Annotated in this window: 20 protein-coding genes and 1 other annotated feature; of the genes, 2 read left to right on the forward strand and 18 right to left on the reverse strand. The window is 40.0% G+C overall.

Annotation, left to right across the window (positions count from 1 at the left end; translation table 11 throughout):
- Positions 1 to 548 precede the first annotated feature (548 nt).
- A complete protein-coding gene (locus M1F14_RS15880; protein WP_042844051.1) occupies positions 549 to 920 on the forward strand; it encodes a helix-turn-helix domain-containing protein in 372 nt (123 codons plus the stop codon).
- Positions 921 to 998: 78 nt separating this feature from the next.
- Here the strand turns inward: M1F14_RS15880 and M1F14_RS15885 are convergent, their stop codons facing one another.
- The 11 genes from M1F14_RS15885 to btuC all read right to left on the reverse strand — a co-directional run bounded on the left by M1F14_RS15885 (position 999) and on the right by btuC (position 11990).
- On the reverse strand, positions 999 to 2015 hold the full coding sequence (locus M1F14_RS15885; RefSeq protein ID WP_042844052.1) for a lipoate--protein ligase: 1017 nt from the start codon (positions 2013 to 2015) through the stop codon (positions 999 to 1001).
- A 65-nt stretch (positions 2016 to 2080) separates the two neighbouring features.
- A complete protein-coding gene (locus M1F14_RS15890; protein WP_042844053.1) occupies positions 2081 to 2569 on the reverse strand; it encodes a C40 family peptidase in 489 nt (162 codons plus the stop codon).
- Between the two features lie 82 nt (positions 2570 to 2651).
- Positions 2652 to 3065 carry a 4-amino-4-deoxy-L-arabinose-phosphoundecaprenol flippase subunit ArnF gene (arnF, locus tag M1F14_RS15895; protein WP_042844054.1) on the reverse strand — a complete coding sequence of 138 codons (414 nt, stop codon included), beginning with the start codon at positions 3063 to 3065 and terminating at the stop codon, positions 2652 to 2654.
- Positions 3062 to 3409: a 4-amino-4-deoxy-L-arabinose-phosphoundecaprenol flippase subunit ArnE gene (gene arnE, locus M1F14_RS15900; RefSeq protein ID WP_181469235.1), complete on the reverse strand. Its 348-nt coding sequence runs from the start codon at positions 3407 to 3409 to the stop codon at positions 3062 to 3064. The genes arnF and arnE overlap by 4 nt, the downstream gene beginning before the upstream one ends.
- Positions 3406 to 5064, reverse strand: coding sequence for a lipid IV(A) 4-amino-4-deoxy-L-arabinosyltransferase (arnT, locus tag M1F14_RS15905; protein WP_181469234.1), 1659 nt, complete (start codon positions 5062 to 5064; stop codon positions 3406 to 3408). The genes arnE and arnT overlap by 4 nt, the downstream gene beginning before the upstream one ends.
- Positions 5065 to 5071: 7 nt before the next feature.
- Positions 5072 to 5965, reverse strand: coding sequence for a 4-deoxy-4-formamido-L-arabinose-phosphoundecaprenol deformylase (gene arnD / locus M1F14_RS15910; protein ID WP_181469233.1), 894 nt, complete (start codon positions 5963 to 5965; stop codon positions 5072 to 5074).
- Positions 5965 to 7950, reverse strand: a complete 1986-nt coding sequence (gene arnA / locus M1F14_RS15915) for a bifunctional UDP-4-amino-4-deoxy-L-arabinose formyltransferase/UDP-glucuronic acid oxidase ArnA (protein WP_042844058.1) — start codon at positions 7948 to 7950, stop codon at positions 5965 to 5967. The genes arnD and arnA overlap by 1 nt, the downstream gene beginning before the upstream one ends.
- Entirely contained in the window at positions 7950 to 8942 is a 993-nt protein-coding gene (gene arnC / locus M1F14_RS15920) for an undecaprenyl-phosphate 4-deoxy-4-formamido-L-arabinose transferase (RefSeq protein ID WP_042844059.1), read from the reverse strand. Before arnC ends, arnA begins: the two co-directional genes overlap by 1 nt.
- Entirely contained in the window at positions 8942 to 10087 is a 1146-nt protein-coding gene (gene arnB / locus M1F14_RS15925) for a UDP-4-amino-4-deoxy-L-arabinose aminotransferase (RefSeq protein WP_042844061.1), read from the reverse strand. Before arnB ends, arnC begins: the two co-directional genes overlap by 1 nt.
- Positions 10088 to 10215: 128 nt before the next feature.
- A complete protein-coding gene (locus M1F14_RS15930) occupies positions 10216 to 10983 on the reverse strand; it encodes an ATP-binding cassette domain-containing protein (RefSeq protein WP_042844062.1) in 768 nt (255 codons plus the stop codon).
- Between the two features lie 5 nt (positions 10984 to 10988).
- Positions 10989 to 11990, reverse strand: a complete 1002-nt coding sequence (gene btuC, locus M1F14_RS15935; protein ID WP_048606996.1) for a vitamin B12 ABC transporter permease BtuC — start codon at positions 11988 to 11990, stop codon at positions 10989 to 10991.
- Between the two features lie 115 nt (positions 11991 to 12105).
- Here btuC and M1F14_RS15940 point away from each other — a divergent pair, with 115 nt between their 5' ends.
- Entirely contained in the window at positions 12106 to 13044 is a 939-nt protein-coding gene (locus M1F14_RS15940; protein WP_181469232.1) for a RhoGAP domain-containing protein, read from the forward strand.
- A gap of 76 nt (positions 13045 to 13120) precedes the next feature.
- Here M1F14_RS15940 and ihfA read toward each other — a convergent pair whose 3' ends face one another.
- The 7 genes from ihfA to infC (M1F14_RS15975) all read right to left on the reverse strand — a co-directional run bounded on the left by ihfA (position 13121) and on the right by infC (M1F14_RS15975) (position 19280).
- Complete coding sequence (gene ihfA / locus M1F14_RS15945; protein ID WP_004263721.1) at positions 13121 to 13417, reverse strand: integration host factor subunit alpha; 297 nt, start codon at positions 13415 to 13417, stop codon at positions 13121 to 13123.
- 4 nt (positions 13418 to 13421) lie between these two features.
- On the reverse strand, positions 13422 to 15809 hold the full coding sequence (gene pheT, locus M1F14_RS15950; RefSeq protein WP_129465830.1) for a phenylalanine--tRNA ligase subunit beta: 2388 nt from the start codon (positions 15807 to 15809) through the stop codon (positions 13422 to 13424).
- A 14-nt stretch (positions 15810 to 15823) separates the two neighbouring features.
- Positions 15824 to 16807, reverse strand: coding sequence for a phenylalanine--tRNA ligase subunit alpha (gene pheS, locus M1F14_RS15955; protein ID WP_048606990.1), 984 nt, complete (start codon positions 16805 to 16807; stop codon positions 15824 to 15826).
- A 120-nt stretch (positions 16808 to 16927) separates the two neighbouring features.
- Positions 16928 to 17059, reverse strand: a sequence feature (Phe leader region).
- Between the two features lie 88 nt (positions 17060 to 17147).
- Positions 17148 to 17504 carry a 50S ribosomal protein L20 gene (rplT, locus tag M1F14_RS15960; protein WP_042844069.1) on the reverse strand — a complete coding sequence of 119 codons (357 nt, stop codon included), beginning with the start codon at positions 17502 to 17504 and terminating at the stop codon, positions 17148 to 17150.
- 45 nt (positions 17505 to 17549) lie between these two features.
- The gene (gene rpmI / locus M1F14_RS15965; protein WP_004263702.1) at positions 17550 to 17747 is read right to left on the reverse strand and encodes a 50S ribosomal protein L35; all 198 of its coding nucleotides are present in this window, start codon (positions 17745 to 17747) and stop codon (positions 17550 to 17552) included.
- Positions 17748 to 17828: 81 nt separating this feature from the next.
- Entirely contained in the window at positions 17829 to 18368 is a 540-nt protein-coding gene (gene infC, locus M1F14_RS15970) for a translation initiation factor IF-3 (RefSeq protein WP_071548019.1), read from the reverse strand.
- Between the two features lie 372 nt (positions 18369 to 18740).
- Positions 18741 to 19280 carry a translation initiation factor IF-3 gene (gene infC / locus M1F14_RS15975; protein ID WP_071548018.1) on the reverse strand — a complete coding sequence of 180 codons (540 nt, stop codon included), beginning with the start codon at positions 19278 to 19280 and terminating at the stop codon, positions 18741 to 18743.
- Positions 19281 to 19282 lie beyond the last annotated feature (2 nt).

Raw genomic sequence — 19282 nt, forward strand, 5'->3', positions numbered from 1 at the left:
AGTGGGAGTAGGTTTAGTTAAATACGCCAAAAGCTATGTCACAGACCCAGCATCTACAGCGTTTTGGCAAAAAAGAGGTAAAATTCATTAACGGAGTATTATGTTGATAATAAAACCAATCACCATAATTCTCCCTATAACTGCCAATCATTTAGTGTTTTTCTCTAAAAAAATCAACTCGGAATTTCCTGTTTATCGTTATAGAACTGTCTTTAAATGTAGTGCGATAATTTTTCAATTATTTACTTGGTTAATAAAATCGAACAGCTTGAACAATTAATTTGAATATATAGTAAATCCACCAGAATAACCTATCATAAAAATCAAAGTTAAAACACAACCCATTGATTTTTTATATATTTAAACATACAATGATGTATGTTTAAAATGTTAAATTTATCAACATCTATCGTAGTGATAGGTATTCTCATTAAAAAACCGCACGTTTAGCCTATCGATATATCGGAAAAACAGGAAGAATAGATCCTAATTTCGTGAGTTATTATTAGTTATTAATGAACAATAGCCTACTTGAGTAGGAGGTAAATATGTCAGAAAGTGTAGTCAATGATATTGTTAAGTGGCTAGAAAGCCAGTTGCAACGCAATGAAGGCATCAAAATCGACACAATAGCCGATAAAAGTGGTTATTCGAAATGGCATTTACAGCGTGTTTTCAAAGAAATGAAAGGATGCACGCTTGGCGAGTATGTGCGTAAACGCCGCTTGTTAGAAGCCGCTAAATCATTACGTGAAGGCAACTTACCTATTCTTGATATTGCGTTGCAATATGGCTTCAGCTCACAAGCTACATTTACTCGTATATTTAAAAAACATTTTGATACAACGCCGGCAAAATTCCGCCAAACTGGTGAAATGCCGGAATGTAAAAGCTTTATGACTTGTAACTGTCATAGTTAATTATTTTATTCAATAAGTCCCTTTTCCTATTCGTTATTTTAATGTCTATGTCTGAGCCGACAACTGTCGGCTCTTTTTTTAACTTAACTCTAAAACCAACCAGTTTTCTAAATCAGCCAATTGTTCCTGTAATTGAGGCCATTTCTGCATCATTTGTTTACTTAATAAACGAATAGTCTCTGTTTGATAGACCTTACCAACTAGCTGTTCACTGAGCCACTCTAATGGCGAAGGGTCTAAGCTATCAGTAAAAAATTGACAGCGGTTAATCACACCTTTTTCAATATCAAAATGAAATTCAATTCCCCCCCACGGGAATCGAGTATCAGAGTAATGTGAAAAGGCAGGCGCCTGCCCAAAATTCCATTCCCAGCTACTTTGTTTAGCAAAAGTTTCCTTGAAATTGGGTAGATCAGGTAACTTCTCAGGGGAAATATATTCGGGGTCAACCGTCTCACCGAAATGCTCGAAAAAGCTTTTAATAATGCCTTCGCATACTTTTTCGTGGGAAATATTAGGGACTAATTCAGATAAATTTGCGACCCGAGAGCGTACCGAGGTGATCCCCTTTGCTTGCAACTTTTTAGGGTCTGGGTTCAAATAGTTTGCTAGACGACTTAAATCAGCATTTATTAACAAGGTTCCATGATGAAAACCCCTGTCTTTTGTTTCACGATAAGCAGAGCCAGAGATTTTTCTTAGGCCATTTTCAGTGTCTAAAACCAAATCATTACGCCCAGAAATTTGTGCAGCGATACCCACTTGAGCTAAACCATCAACGATAATTTGTGTAGAAACTGTTTTATCGTATTCAGGTTTCCCCGCCATAAACGTAAAACATGTATTTCCCAGATCATGGAATACTGCGCCACCGCCACTACTACGACGTGCTAAGCGAACATTGTCCTCATCCATCCTTCTGGTATTACATTCTTTCCAAGGATTTTGAGCTCGACCAATAACCACCGTGTCCGCATTACGCCATAAAAACATAACACGTTGATCTGCTGACATTTGTCGAAAAATAGTTTCTTCAACCGCAAGGTTAAACCAAGGATCAAAAGATTCGGAGATAAGTAAACGTAACCTAGACATTAAAAACTACCCTTAAAACAAAAATTGCTTCTAAGATAGCATAATCACTGAAAAAAATAGCGAGTTTAGATGCGCCTTGCTTGCCAGAACACTTTTCGCCAATAAACGTTATCCATTGAGGAACGGATCACCCCTTTACTGGTTGAAGCATGAATAAAAGTATTATCGGTATCATAAATACCCACATGTAACCCATTTTCCCCTGAACCAGTCTTAAAGAAAACCAAATCCCCTGGCATCAAATCCGATTTATCAATTCGCGTCCCTAACTGAGTTTGGTCCACCGTCGTTCGGGGCAGCTGGATAGCAAAACGATCGTTAAAGGTGCGATAAACAAAACCTGAACAATCCACACCACTTTGGTTCATTCCACCATAGTGATAAGGCGTCCCATACCATTGTTCTAATTGGTCTTTTAACTGTGCTATTGTCATTATTGGGTCGGACAACTGTGTTTTTAGCGGCGGAGGCGGTGTTCTTTTAACTGTCGTTGATGAACAGCCGATTAAAACTAGACACAAAAGTAATGGTAGGTGTTGTATTTTTATAAGCATAAAGCACCTTATTCATAGTTCTTATTACAATATTTAACTGAGATTATAGTGCGTGAAGAATAAAAAATAAGCAACTTAGATTTTACCCCCCCTTATTATTACTTTTCATTTGTTTTGTTGGTCGGCTAATCAACCAAACGCCTAATAAAATAAAGGCAATTCCCGCTGCTTTTAACCATGTCGCAGGTTCATTAAACCAAGGTAACAAAACAGCGAGAATATAGACGAATACGTAACTAAGGCTGATAAGGGGGTAGGCTTTATTTAATGCGATATATTTTAATGCAAATAACCAACATAGCATCGATAATGCGTAGCAAACTAACCCTATAAAAATAATACTTAGGCTAACAAAATTTGCCAATAACCAATCTGCTTGTAACCAGTGCCAGCCAAGTGTAAATGAGGGTAACTCAACCACACCGGCTTTCAAGCTCAGTTGGGCCACAGTCACTAGTAATGCACTGCCAAGTACCCATAAATATCCTTTATTCATACACTGATACTCATTAGTAAAATACCCAACATGATCGCTGCGACCCCTAGCCAATGACTAATCCCTGTTTGTTCTTTATAGATAAACTGACCAATCAAAGTAATTAATACAAAGTTAATACTTAGCATTGGGTAAGCAATACTGAGAGGCATGGTTTCCAATAACTTCAGCCAAAACAACATGCCAAGACCCAGCATGAAAACCGCCAGCACCAGCCACCGAAGTGCTGATGCTGTTTTATTGGTTTTTTCACTCTGCCAATTTACCACAGCTTGTTTTTGAGCCACTTGCCCCATGCAAGTTAATACGCTAACAAGTAATAATAGTAATAGTTGAGCTATCATTGTTGATGATAAACCACAATCGCCATACGCGAATTTTTAATGACTTCATCTGGTTTAGGTATATCCGGTAACCCTTCTTTACGACCTAATAAAAAGACCACCGTTACCTGCCCTTCTTGACGTGCTTTTGCTAACCATTGTGCAAATTGGTCTGGTTTAACTAACCGATGTTGGCTGTCAGGGTATTTCAAACCGTAGGTCAACTCACCACTACTATTATATAAATAAATATTTGAGTTTTTAGTTTCCCAAGCAAGACCAGCCGCAACACCAACATTACTCGCCATTAAATAACGGCTATTCATCAACAAATCATGGTTTTGATGAATAAAGTTTTGCGGCAATTTCGAATCAATGGTGTTGTTTGGTAAGGCACTACCAATACATAAGCTAACCGCCAATGAACATGACGCAGCCCAAAGCCAATATTTGGCATTAAGCACGGTGCAAAGGTAACCGATGATCGCCCAGATAGAGAAAGCAACGACACCTAAAACCATTTTTGACCATTCATCTGGTTCATATAACGGTTTCTTTATCACTGTGCTTATCACAATCACAGCAATCACTGCAGCAATGCCCAATACAATATTAATAATACCATTAACTTTTAGCGCTCTCATCGTGCCATTACGCACGCAATCAACCCCATACTTTGCCATTAAGAGAGCTAAAGGCGCCATAAACGGCAACATATAGGTTGGTAACTTACCGCGAGAAATACTAAAAAAGATAACTGGCACTATAAACCAACACAGTAAAAAGAACATATCAGGGCTAGATTTACGTTCTTTCCACCCTTTGATTATTGCGCCGGGTAGTAAACCCGCCCAAGGGATGGCACCGAGCAATATAATGGGGATATAATACCAAAAAGGTGCAATATGCTGAGCATCATCCGCAGTAAAACGTTTAATATGCTCTATCCAGAAAAAATAATTCCAATAATCAGGTTCTTGTTTAGCAATCGCCAATGCCCATGGAAGGCTAATAATGACCGCTGAAATTATCGCAAGTGGCCCATACTTTACTAATTCAAGAAAACGCCTTTGATACAGTGTGACTGGAAGCATGACGATCACGGGTATAGCAAGGGCTAAAAAACCCTTAGTCATAAATGCCATACCACAAGCTAACCCAAGGCAAACCCATGCCCCAAGTTTAGATTTGACTTCTCTGGCTTTCAGCGCCCATAAACAACAAAACATACTCGCCGCTATCCATAAAGATAACATTGGGTCAAGTACACTGTATGTCCCGATGGAAAAAACTAAAAACATCGAGATGTAAATCAGGCTTGCAACATAAGCAACGTGGCTATTACGCCACATCATTTTTGCCATGCGATAAACCAGTAATGCACTAAGAAGAATACAAAAAACAGAACCGAAACGAACTGCAAAGTTAGTATCACCAAAGATCATTTGGCTGATATTGTTTATCCAATAACCTGCAACTGGTTTTTCAAAATAACGCACATCCAACATATAAGGGACAATCCAATCCCCCCGCTGTAGCATCTCGCGGCTGATTTCTGCATAGCGTGTTTCATCGGGTTGCCAAAGTAAACGGCTGTTCAACGGCAATAAATAGGTCAGGATAAAAAAAAGAGCCAGCAGAGAGGCTCCTACTTTGCTCGCTCGGTTATTCAACATAGATTGCTTATACCTCTTCTTGGCAGCCTAGCCAGCCTTCACGCCCAGGGAATGGTGCTCTGACCACAAGCCCTTTTGGCAATGAATTTAAATCCTCTGGCAGTAATTCACTCAATGTACAGAATTGGATTTCTTCTTGTGTGATTCGTTCCAATAATTGTAAAAATTGTTCCGATTTTGACATTCCTTCCACTTCTGTGTGGATAGTATAAACTGGAACGCCTTGATCTTCTTTAATTGCTTGAAGAATAAAATCATTAAATGCTTCATCACTCACGACAGTCCCTACAACTTCATCGTAAGTTGGTAATGTTACAGGAATTTGAACTGTCCCAAGAGAACCATCCGCCATAATCGGTCGAAATGGATATTTGCCACGACAATCACTATTGTAGTCAAAATTAAACGTTTGTTTAACTTCTAATACTCGCTCATCACCTCGCCAGCCAGCAACAGCCGAGCATGTTACACGTTGACCAATGGCACATTCTAATGCATCAACACCTAACTTCACTTGTTCGGTAAGTTGTGACTTACTCCATTTTGCAACTTTAGCTTGCCAACCTTGATGATCCCATGCATGTAGACCAACTTCATGGCCTTCATCCAACGTTTGTTTCATCAAGTAGCCTAAATCTTTAGCAATCTTTTTACCCGGCCAAGCGGTGCCTGCGAGTAAAATATCTAACCCATAAAGAGACGCTGCATTCGACCTGAGCATTTTCCACAGAAATTTAGGACGCAAAAGGCGCCATAAATGGCGCCCCATGTTATCTGGTCCTACACTGAAGAAAAAGCTGGCCTGAATGTTGTGCTGTTTAAGCACTTTGAGTAATTGTGGAACCCCTTTTAATGTACCTTGGTAGGTATCCACATCAATTCTCAAGCCAACTTTTTTCATTAGTCTTTATTACCTAGTTCTTCAACTGCCCCTTGCAAGAAGAAATCTAATGTTTCTTCAATAGTATCTTTCATGTCGATAGTTGGAACCCAATCTAATAAGCGGCGTGCGTTTTCAACACTTGGCTTACGATGCTCGACATCTTGATAGCCTTGACCATAGTAGCTACTGCTTTCAATTTCACGGAAGCCAGCAAACGGAGGGAACTTATCGCGTTGTGGGTGATTTTCAAAGCTTTCTAACAACATTTCAGCCAGTTCACGAATACTTGCTTCGTTCGTAGGGTTACCAATGTTGATGATTTGACCATCACATTTACCGTCTTTGTTTTCAATAATGCGGAACAACGCTTCGATACCATCTTTTATATCAGTAAAGCAACGTTTCTGCGCACCACCATCAACAAGTTTGATTGGCGAACCTTCAACTAAGTTTAAAATTAGCTGAGTAATCGCGCGTGAACTACCAATACGTGCAGAGTTTAGGCTATCTAAACGAGGCCCCATCCAGTTAAATGGACGGAATAAGGTAAATTTCAGACCTTCTTTTGCACCATATGCCCAAATTACTCGGTCAAGTAACTGTTTAGAGACAGAGTAAATCCAACGCTGCTTATTGATAGGACCGACGATCAAGCGTGATTCGTCTTCATCAAACTCTTTATCATCACACATACCATAAACTTCAGAAGTTGATGGGAAGATGATGCGCTTGTTGTATTTCACGCAATAGCGAACAACTTTTAAGTTTTCTTCAAAGTCTAATTCGAAAACACGCAGCGGATTACGGGTGTATTCGATTGGTGTTGCAATCGCAACCAATGGCAGAATAACGTCACATTTTTTAATGTGATATTCAATCCACTCAGTATGGATGCTTACATCACCTTCAATAAAGTGGAAACGAGGGTTACCAATAAAACGCTCAATTGCTGATGAACCGATATCCATACCATAGATATCGTAATTTCCATCTTTTAATAAACGTTCAGTTAAATGGTTACCAATAAAGCCATTTACACCCAAAATAAGAACACGAGTACGACGTTTAACTTGTGCAGTTGGTTTCGCACCTACACGAACATCAGTCACGATACCCATTTCGGTAGCAAGGCGGTTACCTTGCATATATAAACCTGCTTCACTTTGCCCACTAACAACTTCAATCGCACCTTGACCACAAGCAATACGCAGAGGGTCATTAGAAAGTACAGTCCCCGCAGCTTTACCTTGATTGTCATCTAGAACACGTGCACGCCAAATAACCATTTTGCGTGCGCCTAAATAAGTAAACGCGCCTGGATATGGCTCAGTCACCGCACGGATAAGACAATCAATTTCTTTTGCGCTACGGTTCCAGTCAATTTGACCATCTTCCGCTGTACGACGCCCAAAATACGTTGCTTGACTTTCGTCTTGAGCAACCGCTTTATAGGTACCCGCTTCGATTAGTGGTAGTGTTTTATCTAATAAAACTTCTGCCGCCTCACGAACTTTTGCATGTAAGGTTAAGCCCGTATCAGTTTCAGTGATTACCACTTTTTCTTGCGCAATGATATCGCCAGCATCAGCTTTAGCCACCATCTTGTGCAAGGTTACACCCGTTTCATTTTCACCTTTTAATAGTGCCCAATTGATAGGCGCACGACCACGATATTTAGGCAGTAATGAACCATGCAAGTTAAAAGCCCCTTTAGGTGCAATTGACAGCAGTTCTTCACTTAGCATATCACGGTAGTAAAAAGAGAAAATCACATCAGGTTTCATTTCGCGAATACGTTCAATCCACAGTGGGTGATTAACGTTTTCAGGTGCGAAAACAGGAAGCTCCATGTCAGCGCTTAAGCGTGCAACTGAAGAGTAAAAGTGGTTTTCATTTGGGTCATCAGTGTGAGTAAACACTGCTTGAATATCAAAACCCGCTTTTTCAAGCGCTTTTAGCCCTACGCAGCCAATATCATGATAGGCAAAAACAATAGCTTTCATTAGTCTTCTTCCTGATTTTTGTCGGATTTAAGGTCTGCTCCGACGACTTTTTGAATAAAATAACGAGGTCTCGCGCGCACATCATTGTAAATTCTACCGATGTATTCACCTAATAAACCCATAGCAACAAACTGCGCACCAATAAACATAAAGAGTACTGCAAACAGGGTAAATACGCCATCTGCTGCCCACTCTGCGCCAAAAATTAAACGTAGTGCAATCAATAAAACCGCCAGCAGGAAACCACCGACAGCAATAACACTACCCACAACGCTTAATAAACGCAGTGGCGCAGTAGTTAGGCAAGTCAACAAGTCATACATTAAGTTAATCAGCTTCATAAAGCTGTATTTAGAATCACCAAACTCACGTTCCGCATGCGCAACATCAATTTCAATCGTTCTACGCGCAAACGTATTCGCAAGAATAGGAATAAATGTACTTCTTTCATGACATTGCAACATAGCTTGAATGATATGGCGGCGGTAAGCACGTAACATGCAACCGTAATCCCCCATTGAACGCCCTGTTGCTTGAGTGATCATCGCATTAATCATCTTAGATGCCGTTTTACGGAACCAAGAATCTTGGCGATTAGCACGACGCGTGCCTACTACATCATAACCTTGCGACGCTGTTTGCACTAAACGTGGGATTTCCTCAGGTGGATTTTGTAAATCCGCATCCAAGGTAATAACTAAATCCCCATCTGCTTGATTAAAGCCCGCCATAATAGCAGAGTGCTGACCATAGTTACGATTAAGGATAATAGCAATCACATGGTTATCAGGGTTTTCTGCTGCATCCGTTAACATTTGTGCTGAGCGGTCACTACTACCATCATCGACCAAAATTAACTCATAAGATTGAGTCAGTTGTTTACATGATTTGATAGTACGTTCTAATAATTGTGGCAAGCTCTGTTCTTCATTATAGACAGGGATTACCACTGAGACTTTTTTTATCTCATCAAATTCATCTGCGTATGACACTATTTAGACTCCAAAAGAACTGCTTCTACTGCTTTTACAACCCGTTTAACATCATCATCCGTCATATCTGGAAACAGCGGTAACGAACATAATGTTGCACTATTCCATGTCGATTCAGGTAACGTTAATTCAGGATATTTTTCACGGTAATATTTTTGTGTATGGGCTGCGCGAAAATGTAGCCCCGTTCCAATATCGTGCTCTTTCAATTTTTCCATGAAAGTGTCACGGTCAATACCACATTCGTTTTTATCAACACGAACCATAAATAAATGATTAGCATGCAAATGAGGGTAATTAGGAACACTAAGCATCTGTAATGGAGAGTCTTTTAGCAATTCACGATACTGTGCTGTCAGTTCAGCTCGACGTTGATTTAATTGCTCAACACGAGATAACTGCACTACCGCTATTGCGGCATGGATATCCGATAAATTGTATTTAAAACCGGGTTCTACAACTTCAGCTTGTGGCTTGCGGCCTTGCATTTGCCTATCAAACGCATCAACCCCTAAACCATGAAATTTAAGTGTGCGTACGCGCTGAGCAAGTTCGTCGTCATCTGTTGCGACTAACCCCCCTTCTGCACAAGTAACATTTTTAATAGCATGGAATGAGAAAATAGACGTGCCTTTCTCGCCAATCCACTCATTTTTATAACGCGTACCAACAGCATGTGCAGCATCTTCAATCAATACAACGCCCGCTTTTTGAGCAATTAAACGCAACGCGTCTAAATCACAAGGAGCTCCTGCGTAATGTACCGGAATAATTGCTTTAGTTTTTGTTGTTAGCGCTTTTTCTACCGCTTCGGGTTGGATCATCAATGTATCGCGGTCAACATCAATCATTACAGGTGTAGCACCCAGTAATTCAATCATATTAATGGTTGAAACCCATGTTTGTGATGGTGTAATCACCTCATCACCTGGGCCGATACCTAATGCCATTAAGACAACATGCATACCCGCAGTAGCAGATGAAAGTGCTATCGCATGCTTACAACCATAGCGTTTACAGAAATCCTCTTCTAACTGGTGATTCTGTGGGCCTGTTGTAATCCAGCCTGAACGCAGAACTTTTTCAACTGCCTTGACCTCTTCATCACCAATTGCTGGTTTTGAAAATGGTAAGAAATTGCTCATATTGTTTATAGCCTAGTTTTCATTGTGAATAGAATATTCTAGTTAATTATACTTTAACCGAACCTCAACACTTGCGAATCTTGCTGTATTATCCCGCATAAAAATAAGTGATTAAATCAACTTTTCGATTAATCCGCTAATTTTATAATTTGCCACATTCTATTCGATGTGTTTTGACTTAGCTTAATTTCAGACATAAAAATGTCAGATAAATTTTTTTCTGTCATCACCTCATCAGGTTTTCCTATCGCCATTAGCCTTCCTTGTTTCATCAGCCAAATACCAGACGCATTTTTATAAGAATGGTTGAGGTCGTGTCCACTCATTATAACGGTTCCTAGGCAATCACAAAAATATTTAATCCATTTATCTAACGTTGCCTGTTGGATAATGTCTAAATTGCTCATTGGTTCATCAAATAATATGAATTTTCCCGCCAATGACTGTTCATCCCAAACCTGTAAAAATGCTGCGGTAAGTCTAACTCGTTGCCACTCACCTCCAGAAAGTTGTGTAATCCGTTTTCGAAGTAAGGGCATTAATTGAAAATCAGTACATAAACGTTCAAAAATACCTATTAGTCGCGAGTTTTTAGGTGAAAATAACTCAAGATATTGAAAAACTTTCAAGATAGGCATGGTATTGACGAACTGAGGAAAATACGCACGTTGGGTAGCTAATTGAGAAACACGATACTGTTGTAGATTAATACCATTAATGTGGATATCCCCCGCTACAGGCAAATAACCACTTATCGCACCTAATAACGAACTTTTCCCTGAGCCATTTGCGCCTAATAAATGAATTTGCTCACCGGGAAAAGCCTGAGCTGAAATATTAATTAACCGTTTATTAACGTTAATATTTTTAATATCAATTATTGGTTGATCATTCATCGTATTTACCGCCATTGTTGATGACGAATTAATAATACGATAAATATTGGTGCACCCAATGTGGCAGTGACCACACCAATTGGTATTTCTGCATTCGCGATTAATAAGCGAGAAAGTAAGTCTGCAACCAATAAGCCCAACCCGCCGGCAACCGCACAACCCAGTAATAATAAACGATTATCCGTGATACCACTTAACCGCAATATATGTGGAACAACTAAACCAATGAAACTAATAGCACCTGCAATGGCAACACTAAGCCCAATCAAGACTCCGCTAATAACAATTAAAATAATTCGCCATTTATGTATTGAGATACCTAACTGATAAGCTTGAACAGCCCCCAATGAAATATAATTCAACACATTCCCTTGAAAAAGAGCCCAAAATAAAAAGGGCAAACATGCAGCCACTAAGCCCATTTGGCGCCAATCAACCCCACTAAAACTCCCCATCATCCAATAGAGTAATTGGCGTAAATCCAAATTACTGCTCATATACACCATCCATGTCATACAAGCCCCACTAATCACACCAAGTGCAACCCCAACAAGCAATAAACTGGAATTATTCATGTCCTTACGACGAGCAAAGTAAAGCAATATAGAGGTAAACAGTAAAGCACCTATAATCGCGCTAACACTTAATAGCCAGTAATGTGTCATGCCTGACGATAGTAATACAGTCAATACTACAGCAACACCTGCGCCATTACTCACACCTAATAAGCCAGGTTCTGCTAATGGGTTTTCAAATAAGGCTTGCATTATTGCCCCTGTGACAGCAAGAGCTGCACCAATCACAATGACCGTAAGTGTGCGAGGAAAACGAATTTGCCAAACAAAAAGTTGTGCTGTGTCATTCATCCATTGGCTAGGCCAATACCAAATCTCCCCTGCACTAAGCGATAATATTGCAATGATAAAAAGGGAGAAAAACAAAAACACGATTAAACGTATGTCTGATTTATTTTGTTGTTTTTGTAATCCAAGCAAAGAATAAGTCATATATATATTTACTTATTTATTATTGAGTTAGAAAATTACCGTTTTTTATGCAAGATATATTATCACCATAGATTTAAATTAATTTTTAATTTTAACATAATCTCTATGGAAACCTATGAAAGTTAGAAACAATGCACTCAAATCATCACTGATAACAAATCCTCACGAAAATATGCGTCCCTCTAGTGAGAAGAAGAAAGGGTTTATAAATTCAATCAGAAAAATCAATGTTCTGTCTAGTATAAAAAACTATATCTTACACAAGTTTCAATCAAATACGGTCAAACACTATCCCACCTTCTCTACTGAAATGCCCCCAACCTCACCAATTTGTGAAAAAAACAAATTAGCTGCGAAAAAGATAGAGCAAGAAAACATAAAGGCCATCGGTTACTGTAAAGAGCTCACTAGCGATGAAAAAATGAATTATCTTCAGCTTAATAAACTGGGTAGCGCCATTTTAACTCACCCAAACTACAGTGAAACAATTGGTATTTTTCGCACATCAGCAAATGCGCTTGAACGTGATAAGTTAGTCTCACACCTGCTCGCAGGCAAACCACTTAAAGAATATCTTTTAAACAAAGATATTGTTGATATTAAAATTTATACTTCAGCTTACAAAAGGATTGCTGCTAATCTAATAGAAAAAAATATTCATTCATTAGAAACCCCTCCAGAATCCATTCATAAATTAGCCGATGCAATACAACAAAAATCTGCGTTATTAAAGGAAATTTCCACTCAAAACTCAACCAATCAGGACAAAAGAGAGCAACTGAAAGAACTAGATAAAAATGCTCAACATGCATTTTTATCTCTTGAAAAAACACCGTTAACACTACAATTAGTCATTCCTCTATTCGCTGAAATCACAAAAAATAAGGAAATAAATAAAATGGGTGCTTACAACTTAGCAACTTGTTTTGCACCTAGTTTGGTCACTAGATCAGATCTACCTCCTGATTCTCAGTTTAAATTAAATAGTGACGCACAAATTTACATAGAAGCTCTAATTAATCACGATTTAAAATTGCAATCCTATGATGTCTAATCAACTCTCAACTACTATCACAGTTTCCAAAAACAAAAGACCGCCTAGGCGGTCTTTTCTATATCAATTGATATGATTACTCTTTAGGTGTTGCTTTTTCCACGCGGCTTTTTAATTTTTGGCCTGGACGGAAAGTAACAACACGGCGTGCAGTAATTGGAATATCTTCCCCAGTTTTTGGGTTACGTCCGGGACGTTGATTTTTATCACGTAAATCAAAGTTACCGAATCCAGATAATTTTACTTGCTCACCATTTTCTAAGGAAAGGCGAACCTCTTCAAAGAAAGTTTCGACAAGGTCTTTAGCATCACGTTTGCTAACACCCAGTTTTTCAAACAAATTTTCTGACATTTCAGCTTTAGTAAGCGCCATAGGTTTAGTCCCTCAAGGAGGCTTGGAATCGCTGTTTTAACGCAGCAACACACAGATCAACGGTCGCGGTAATCTCTTCTTCTTCCATCGTACGTTGAGTATCTTGGAAGATAAGACTGATAGCTAGGCTCTTATAACCCTCTGCTATTCCCTCACCACAATACACATCAAATAAGTTTATGCCAACTATATGATTTATGCCAACTTTTTTACACTCTGCTAAAACTTCTGCAGCAGCTACATGTTCTGGCACGACCACAGCGATGTCACGGCGGTTCGACGGATAGCGTGAAATCGCCTTAGCTTCAGGGATGACACGTTGTGCTATCGCATCACTACGAACCTCAAACACCACCGTACGACCATTTAAATCGAGTTTACGTTCTAATTCTGGATGAACCACACCAATAAAGCCAATGTGTTCATTTTCCAGATAAATCCCAGCACTTTGACCTGGATGCAATGCAGGATGTGCCTCAGATTTAAATGTAATTTGATTTAGTTTCCCAGTCAATTCAAAAACAGCTTCAAGATCACCTTTTAAGTCAAAGAAGTCAACAACTTGTTTATCTAATGACCAATGTTCTTCAAATCTGTTACCTGTAATGACCCCCGCCAACATAGGTTCTTGGCGAATTCCATATTCTGCTTGATTATCAGGAATAAAGCGTAGACCTGTTTCAAATAAACGAATTCTATTTTGTTGACGATTTTGATTATAGACAACCGTTGTCAATAAACCAGTCCATAGAGACAAACGCATCGCCGACATATCCGCAGAAATTGGATTCGGCAACATTAATGCATCTTGTTGTGGGTGCAATAATGCCTGAACTTTCGGGTCCACAAAGCTATACGTAATCGCTTCTTGATATCCACGGTCAACCAACATCGCTTTAAGACGTTTTAATGGTAAGTTAGCTTCTTTATGATTAGTCATAACCAGATCGGCGCGTAACGGCACATCAGGAATATTGTTGTAGCCATAAACACGTGCGACCTCTTCCACTAAGTCCTCTTCGATTTGCATATCGAAACGCCAGCTTGGTGCCACTACATCCCAACACCCTGCTGAAACCACGACTTGGCAACCTAAACGCGTTAAAATGTCGGTAACTAATTCATCTTCAATAACATGGCCAATCAAACGGTCTAATTTATTGCGCGTCAGCTTAATATTGGCTGCTTTTGGTAAGTGTTGCTCACTCGTAGCATCAATAATTTCGCCGACTTCACCACCACAAATTTCAACGATTAACGCTGTCGCACGTTCAATAGCTTTAAATTGTAGTTGTGGATCAACACCACGCTCAAAGCGGTGAGAGGCATCAGTATGCAAGCCGTAATTACGTGCGCGACCTGTGATTGATAGAGGGTCGAAAAATGCACACTCTAGCAGGATATTTTTCGTCTCAGCATTAACACCTGAATGTTCACCACCAAAAATACCCGCAATTCCCAATGCTTTAGATTCATCAGCAATAACAAGTGTATCTGGTTTCAATGTAGCTTCACTACCATCAAGAAGAACCAGTTTTTCCTCTTCTTTTGCCATACGTACAACAATAGCGCCATCTAAACGGTCTAAGTCATACGCATGCTGAGGTTGCCCTAGTTCTAGTAATACATAGTTGGTAATATCAACAACAGCATCGATAGAACGCACACCACCACGACGCAGCTTTTCTTTCATCCACATCGGTGTCGGTGCAGACACATCGATATTTTTGATTACACGGCCTAAAAAGCGCGGACAGGCCTTAGGAGCTTCAACACGGATAGGAAATGTGTCTTTAGTCGTAACAGGGGCCACATTGATAGCAGGCTCAGTTAGCGCTAATTTATTAATAACAGCAACATCACGAGCCACACCAAGAATACTTAAGCAATCTGCCCGGTTTGGCGTAATGCTGATTTCAATTGCGTTATCATTAAGTTTTAAATATTCGCGGATGTCGGTTCCAACAACGGCGTCTAACGGTAATTCTATAATCCCGCTATGGTCATCAGAAATACCCAGTTCCGAATAAGAACACAGCATGCCTTCTGATGGCTCACCGCGTAATTTTGCCGCTTTGATTTTGAAATCACCCGGCAGTTCTGCGCCTACCGTTGCAACTGCAACTTTCAACCCTTGACGACAATTTGGAGCACCACAGACAATATCTAATAAGCGATCGCCACCAACATTCACTTTGGTAACACGTAATTTGTCTGCATTGGGATGTTGACCACATTCAACCACTTCACCAACAACAACACCGTGAAATTGACCAGCAACAGCTTCAACCCCATCAACTTCAAGACCAGCCATAGTGATTTGGTCTGATAGTGCGTCACTATTGATCGCCGGGTTCACCCATTCGCGTAACCATAGTTCACTGAATTTCATGAGATAAACCCGCCTTATTTAAACTGTTTGAGGAAACGAAGATCATTTTCGAAGAATGCACGTAGGTCAGAAACGCCATAACGCAACATTGTTAAGCGTTCCATTCCCATACCAAATGCAAAACCTGAGTAGACCTCTGGGTCAATCCCAACATTGCGAAGTACATTCGGGTGTACCATGCCACAACCTAACACTTCTAGCCATTTACCATTTTTCCCCATGACATCAACTTCAGCTGAAGGTTCTGTGAATGGGAAATATGATGGGCGAAAACGTACCTGTACTTCTTCTTCAAAAAAGTTATTCAGGAAGTCATGCAATGTGCCTTTTAAATTAGTAAAGCTGATGTCTTTATCAACAATCAGACCTTCTGTTTGGTGGAACATTGGAGTATGTGTTTGGTCATAGTCGTTACGATATACACGACCTGGTGCAATGATACGAATTGGAGGTTGTTGACCATTCATAGTACGAATTTGTACCCCAGAGGTTTGGGTACGTAACAAACGCTTAGCATCAAACCAAAAAGTATCATGATCTGCACGTGCTGGGTGGTGAGCAGGAATGTTTAGCGCATCAAAGTTATGATAGTCATCTTCAATTTCAGGGCCAGTCTCAACAGAGAAACCTAATTCACCAAAAAATTCTTCAATTCGCTGGATCGTGCGGGTCACTGGATGTAGTCCACCGTTTTCCATACGACGTCCAGGTAATGATACATCCACTTTTTCTGAAGCGAGACGCGCATTGAGGATCTCAGCTTGCATGGCATCTTTACGGGCGTTTAGTGCATCTTGAACCTGTACTTTGGCTTCATTTATTACGGCCCCTGCTGCTGGACGTTCATCGGCAGGCAGATCACGCAACGTTTTCATCTGTAGTGTGAAGTGGCCGCTTTTGCCTAAAAATTCAACACGCACTGACTCCAACGTAGCAACATCTTGGGCCTGTTCAATGGCTGCTTTTGCCTGTGCAACCAACTCAGCGAGATGTGGCATTGTTTCCCCTTTATGACCACTCGGTCTTTTTGCTAGTTATTCACTAAATTATTAAACCCACATTCCATTTAAGATGGCGGGGTAGTTAACTGATTTTACTGTATTTAATCCTAAACCAGAAACAAAAAAGCCTCCCTAAGGAGGCTTTAGCGTAACTTTTCGTTTATTCTTTCTATCTTTACGCGCAAAAGCCCCCGAGAATCAGGTGCTAAAGTAAAAAAAGAAACGAAAAATAACAAAACACATGCAATGATTTCTCAAAAAAATGGGCTATTAAAGTATTAACACAAATAGTTATAAATGAAAAGAGGAAGTTACCTTCCTCTCTTCAAGCAAACAATTAAGCTAAAGCGCTTTTTGCTTTTTCAACTAAAGCAGTGAATGCTGCTTTATCGAAAACTGCGATGTCTGCTAAGATCTTACGGTCGATTTCAATCGAAGCTTTTTTCAAGCCATTGATGAAACGGCTATAAGACAGACCGTTCTGACGAGCCGCTGCGTTAATACGCGCGATCCACAGTTGACGGAACTGACGTTTACGTTGACGGCGGTCACGGTAAGCGTATTGACCAGCTTTGATTACCGCCTGAAACGCTACGCGGTAAACACGTGAACGTGCACCATAGTAACCTTTCGCCTGCTTCAGAATTTTTTTGTGACGTGCACGGGCGATTACACCACGTTTTGCGCGAGCCATAGCTATCTCCTATCGTCTTTTATCTTAATTAACTAAATTGTTTACTTATGCGTAAGGCAGGCAGGCTACTACCAGACCCAGATCGCCCTTAGATACCATTCCTTTCGGACGTAAATGGCGTTTACGCTTAGTTGACTTTTTAGTCAGGATATGACGAAGGTTTGCATGCTTGCGCTTAAAGCCACCGCCTGCAGTTTTTTTAAAGCGCTTTGCTGCGCCACGTACAGTTTTAATCTTTGGCATTTCTTTTATTTCCAACTTCGCATTGTGATAAACTACGAATTAATTAGGCGAATAACTTTCGCTATTACTTGCAAGGCCTAATTATTTCTTCTTCGGTGCCAACACCATAATCATCTGACGTCCTTCAATTCTTGAAGGGAATGACTCCACTGACGCCAGTTCTTCCAGATCAGCTTTGATGCGATTAAGCACTTCCAGACCAATCTGTTGGTGAGCCATTTCACGACCACGAAAACGCAGCGTAACTTTAGCTTTGTCACCATCTTCTAGAAAGCGAACCAGGTTGCGTAGTTTGACCTGATAATCACCTTCATCTGTACCAGGGCGGAATTTAATTTCCTTCACCTGAACAACTTTTTGTTTCTTTTTCTGTTCTTTTTGAGATTTGCTCTTCTCATAAAGGAATTTGCCGTAATCCATGATACGACAAACTGGCGGTTCAGCATTTGGGCTGATTTCCACAAGATCTACACCTGCTTCTTCAGCTTTTTCAAGCGCTTCGCGTGCGCTCATAATGCCTAACTGTTCACCGTCTAAACCTGTTAAACGGACTTCAGGAACACGGATTTCATCGTTAATACGATTTGGACGTGTTGTTGGGATTCTTTTTCCGCCTTTAATACTTCATTCCTCCAACTGGATAAAGAGATTTGCATACTCTCTAAAGCAATACGCAGAACTATTATTGCTTAATACAACATCTGCGTACAAGATTCTTTGGCTTGTCTGCTTATGATTTAAAAACTGACAAAGCGATTCGACCGCGGATTTTAATGCTTATTGCCCGATTACTCAAGTAAATCTTGAAATAAATCACGTTAACTTATTTAAAAATTTAGTTTTACCGTATTTATTTCTATCAGTCAGTCTATTTTAATTAGTTATTAATTTAGCTTATTACTGAATAAGCACGACATTTTCTCACATTACTGACAATACAAGATAAGCAGTGCCCATAACGAGCACTGCTTAGCTATACCAATACTGGCTTAATTATTTTTTCTTTGGTGCCAATACCATGATCATCTGGCGCCCTTCAATTCTTGAAGGAAATGATTCCACTGACGCCAGTTCATCCAGATCAGCTTTGATGCGATTAAGCACTTCCAGACCAATCTGTTGGTGAGCCATTTCACGACCACGAAAACGTAGTGTGACTTTAGCCTTGTCACCTTCTTCCAAAAAGCGAATTAAACTACGTAATTTAACTTGGTAGTCGCCTTCGTCTGTTCCTGGACGGAATTTAATTTCCTTCACTTGAACAACTTTTTGTTTCTTTTTCTGTTCTTTCTGAGACTTACTCTTCTCATAAAGATACTTACCGTAGTCCATAATACGACAAACGGGTGGCTCAGCATTTGGGCTGATTTCGACTAAGTCGACACCTGCTTCTTCAGCCTTAAAGAGTGCTTCACGCACACTCATAACACCGAGTTGCTCACCGTCTAGACCTGTGACACGGATTTCTGTAGCACGGATCTCTTCGTTAATACGATTAGGACGTGCTGTTGGGAGTTTTTTTCCGCCTTTAATAC

It is taken from the genome of Providencia sp. PROV003, assembly GCF_045040775.1.
In the GTDB taxonomy this organism is placed as follows: Bacteria; Pseudomonadota; Gammaproteobacteria; order Enterobacterales; family Enterobacteriaceae; genus Providencia; species Providencia huashanensis.

Bases quoted from the DNA above. Each gene is read 5' to 3' on its own strand.
- M1F14_RS15880 (WP_042844051.1), top strand. From the start codon at position 549: ATGTCAGAAAGTGTAGTCAATGATATTGTTAAGTGGCTAGAAAGCCAG.
- M1F14_RS15885 (WP_042844052.1), bottom strand. From the start codon at position 2,015: ATGTCTAGGTTACGTTTACTTATCTCCGAATCTTTTGATCCTTGGTTT.
- M1F14_RS15890 (WP_042844053.1), bottom strand. From the start codon at position 2,569: ATGCTTATAAAAATACAACACCTACCATTACTTTTGTGTCTAGTTTTA.
- arnF (WP_042844054.1), bottom strand. From the start codon at position 3,065: ATGAATAAAGGATATTTATGGGTACTTGGCAGTGCATTACTAGTGACT.
- arnE (WP_181469235.1), bottom strand. From the start codon at position 3,409: ATGATAGCTCAACTATTACTATTATTACTTGTTAGCGTATTAACTTGC.
- arnT (WP_181469234.1), bottom strand. From the start codon at position 5,064: ATGTTGAATAACCGAGCGAGCAAAGTAGGAGCCTCTCTGCTGGCTCTT.
- arnD (WP_181469233.1), bottom strand. From the start codon at position 5,965: ATGAAAAAAGTTGGCTTGAGAATTGATGTGGATACCTACCAAGGTACA.
- arnA (WP_042844058.1), bottom strand. From the start codon at position 7,950: ATGAAAGCTATTGTTTTTGCCTATCATGATATTGGCTGCGTAGGGCTA.
- arnB (WP_042844061.1), bottom strand. From the start codon at position 10,087: ATGAGCAATTTCTTACCATTTTCAAAACCAGCAATTGGTGATGAAGAG.
- M1F14_RS15930 (WP_042844062.1), bottom strand. From the start codon at position 10,983: ATGAATGATCAACCAATAATTGATATTAAAAATATTAACGTTAATAAA.
- btuC (WP_048606996.1), bottom strand. From the start codon at position 11,990: ATGACTTATTCTTTGCTTGGATTACAAAAACAACAAAATAAATCAGAC.
- M1F14_RS15940 (WP_181469232.1), top strand. From the start codon at position 12,106: ATGAAAGTTAGAAACAATGCACTCAAATCATCACTGATAACAAATCCT.
- ihfA (WP_004263721.1), bottom strand. From the start codon at position 13,417: ATGGCGCTTACTAAAGCTGAAATGTCAGAAAATTTGTTTGAAAAACTG.
- pheT (WP_129465830.1), bottom strand. From the start codon at position 15,809: ATGAAATTCAGTGAACTATGGTTACGCGAATGGGTGAACCCGGCGATC.
- pheS (WP_048606990.1), bottom strand. From the start codon at position 16,807: ATGCCACATCTCGCTGAGTTGGTTGCACAGGCAAAAGCAGCCATTGAA.
- rplT (WP_042844069.1), bottom strand. From the start codon at position 17,504: ATGGCTCGCGCAAAACGTGGTGTAATCGCCCGTGCACGTCACAAAAAA.
- rpmI (WP_004263702.1), bottom strand. From the start codon at position 17,747: ATGCCAAAGATTAAAACTGTACGTGGCGCAGCAAAGCGCTTTAAAAAA.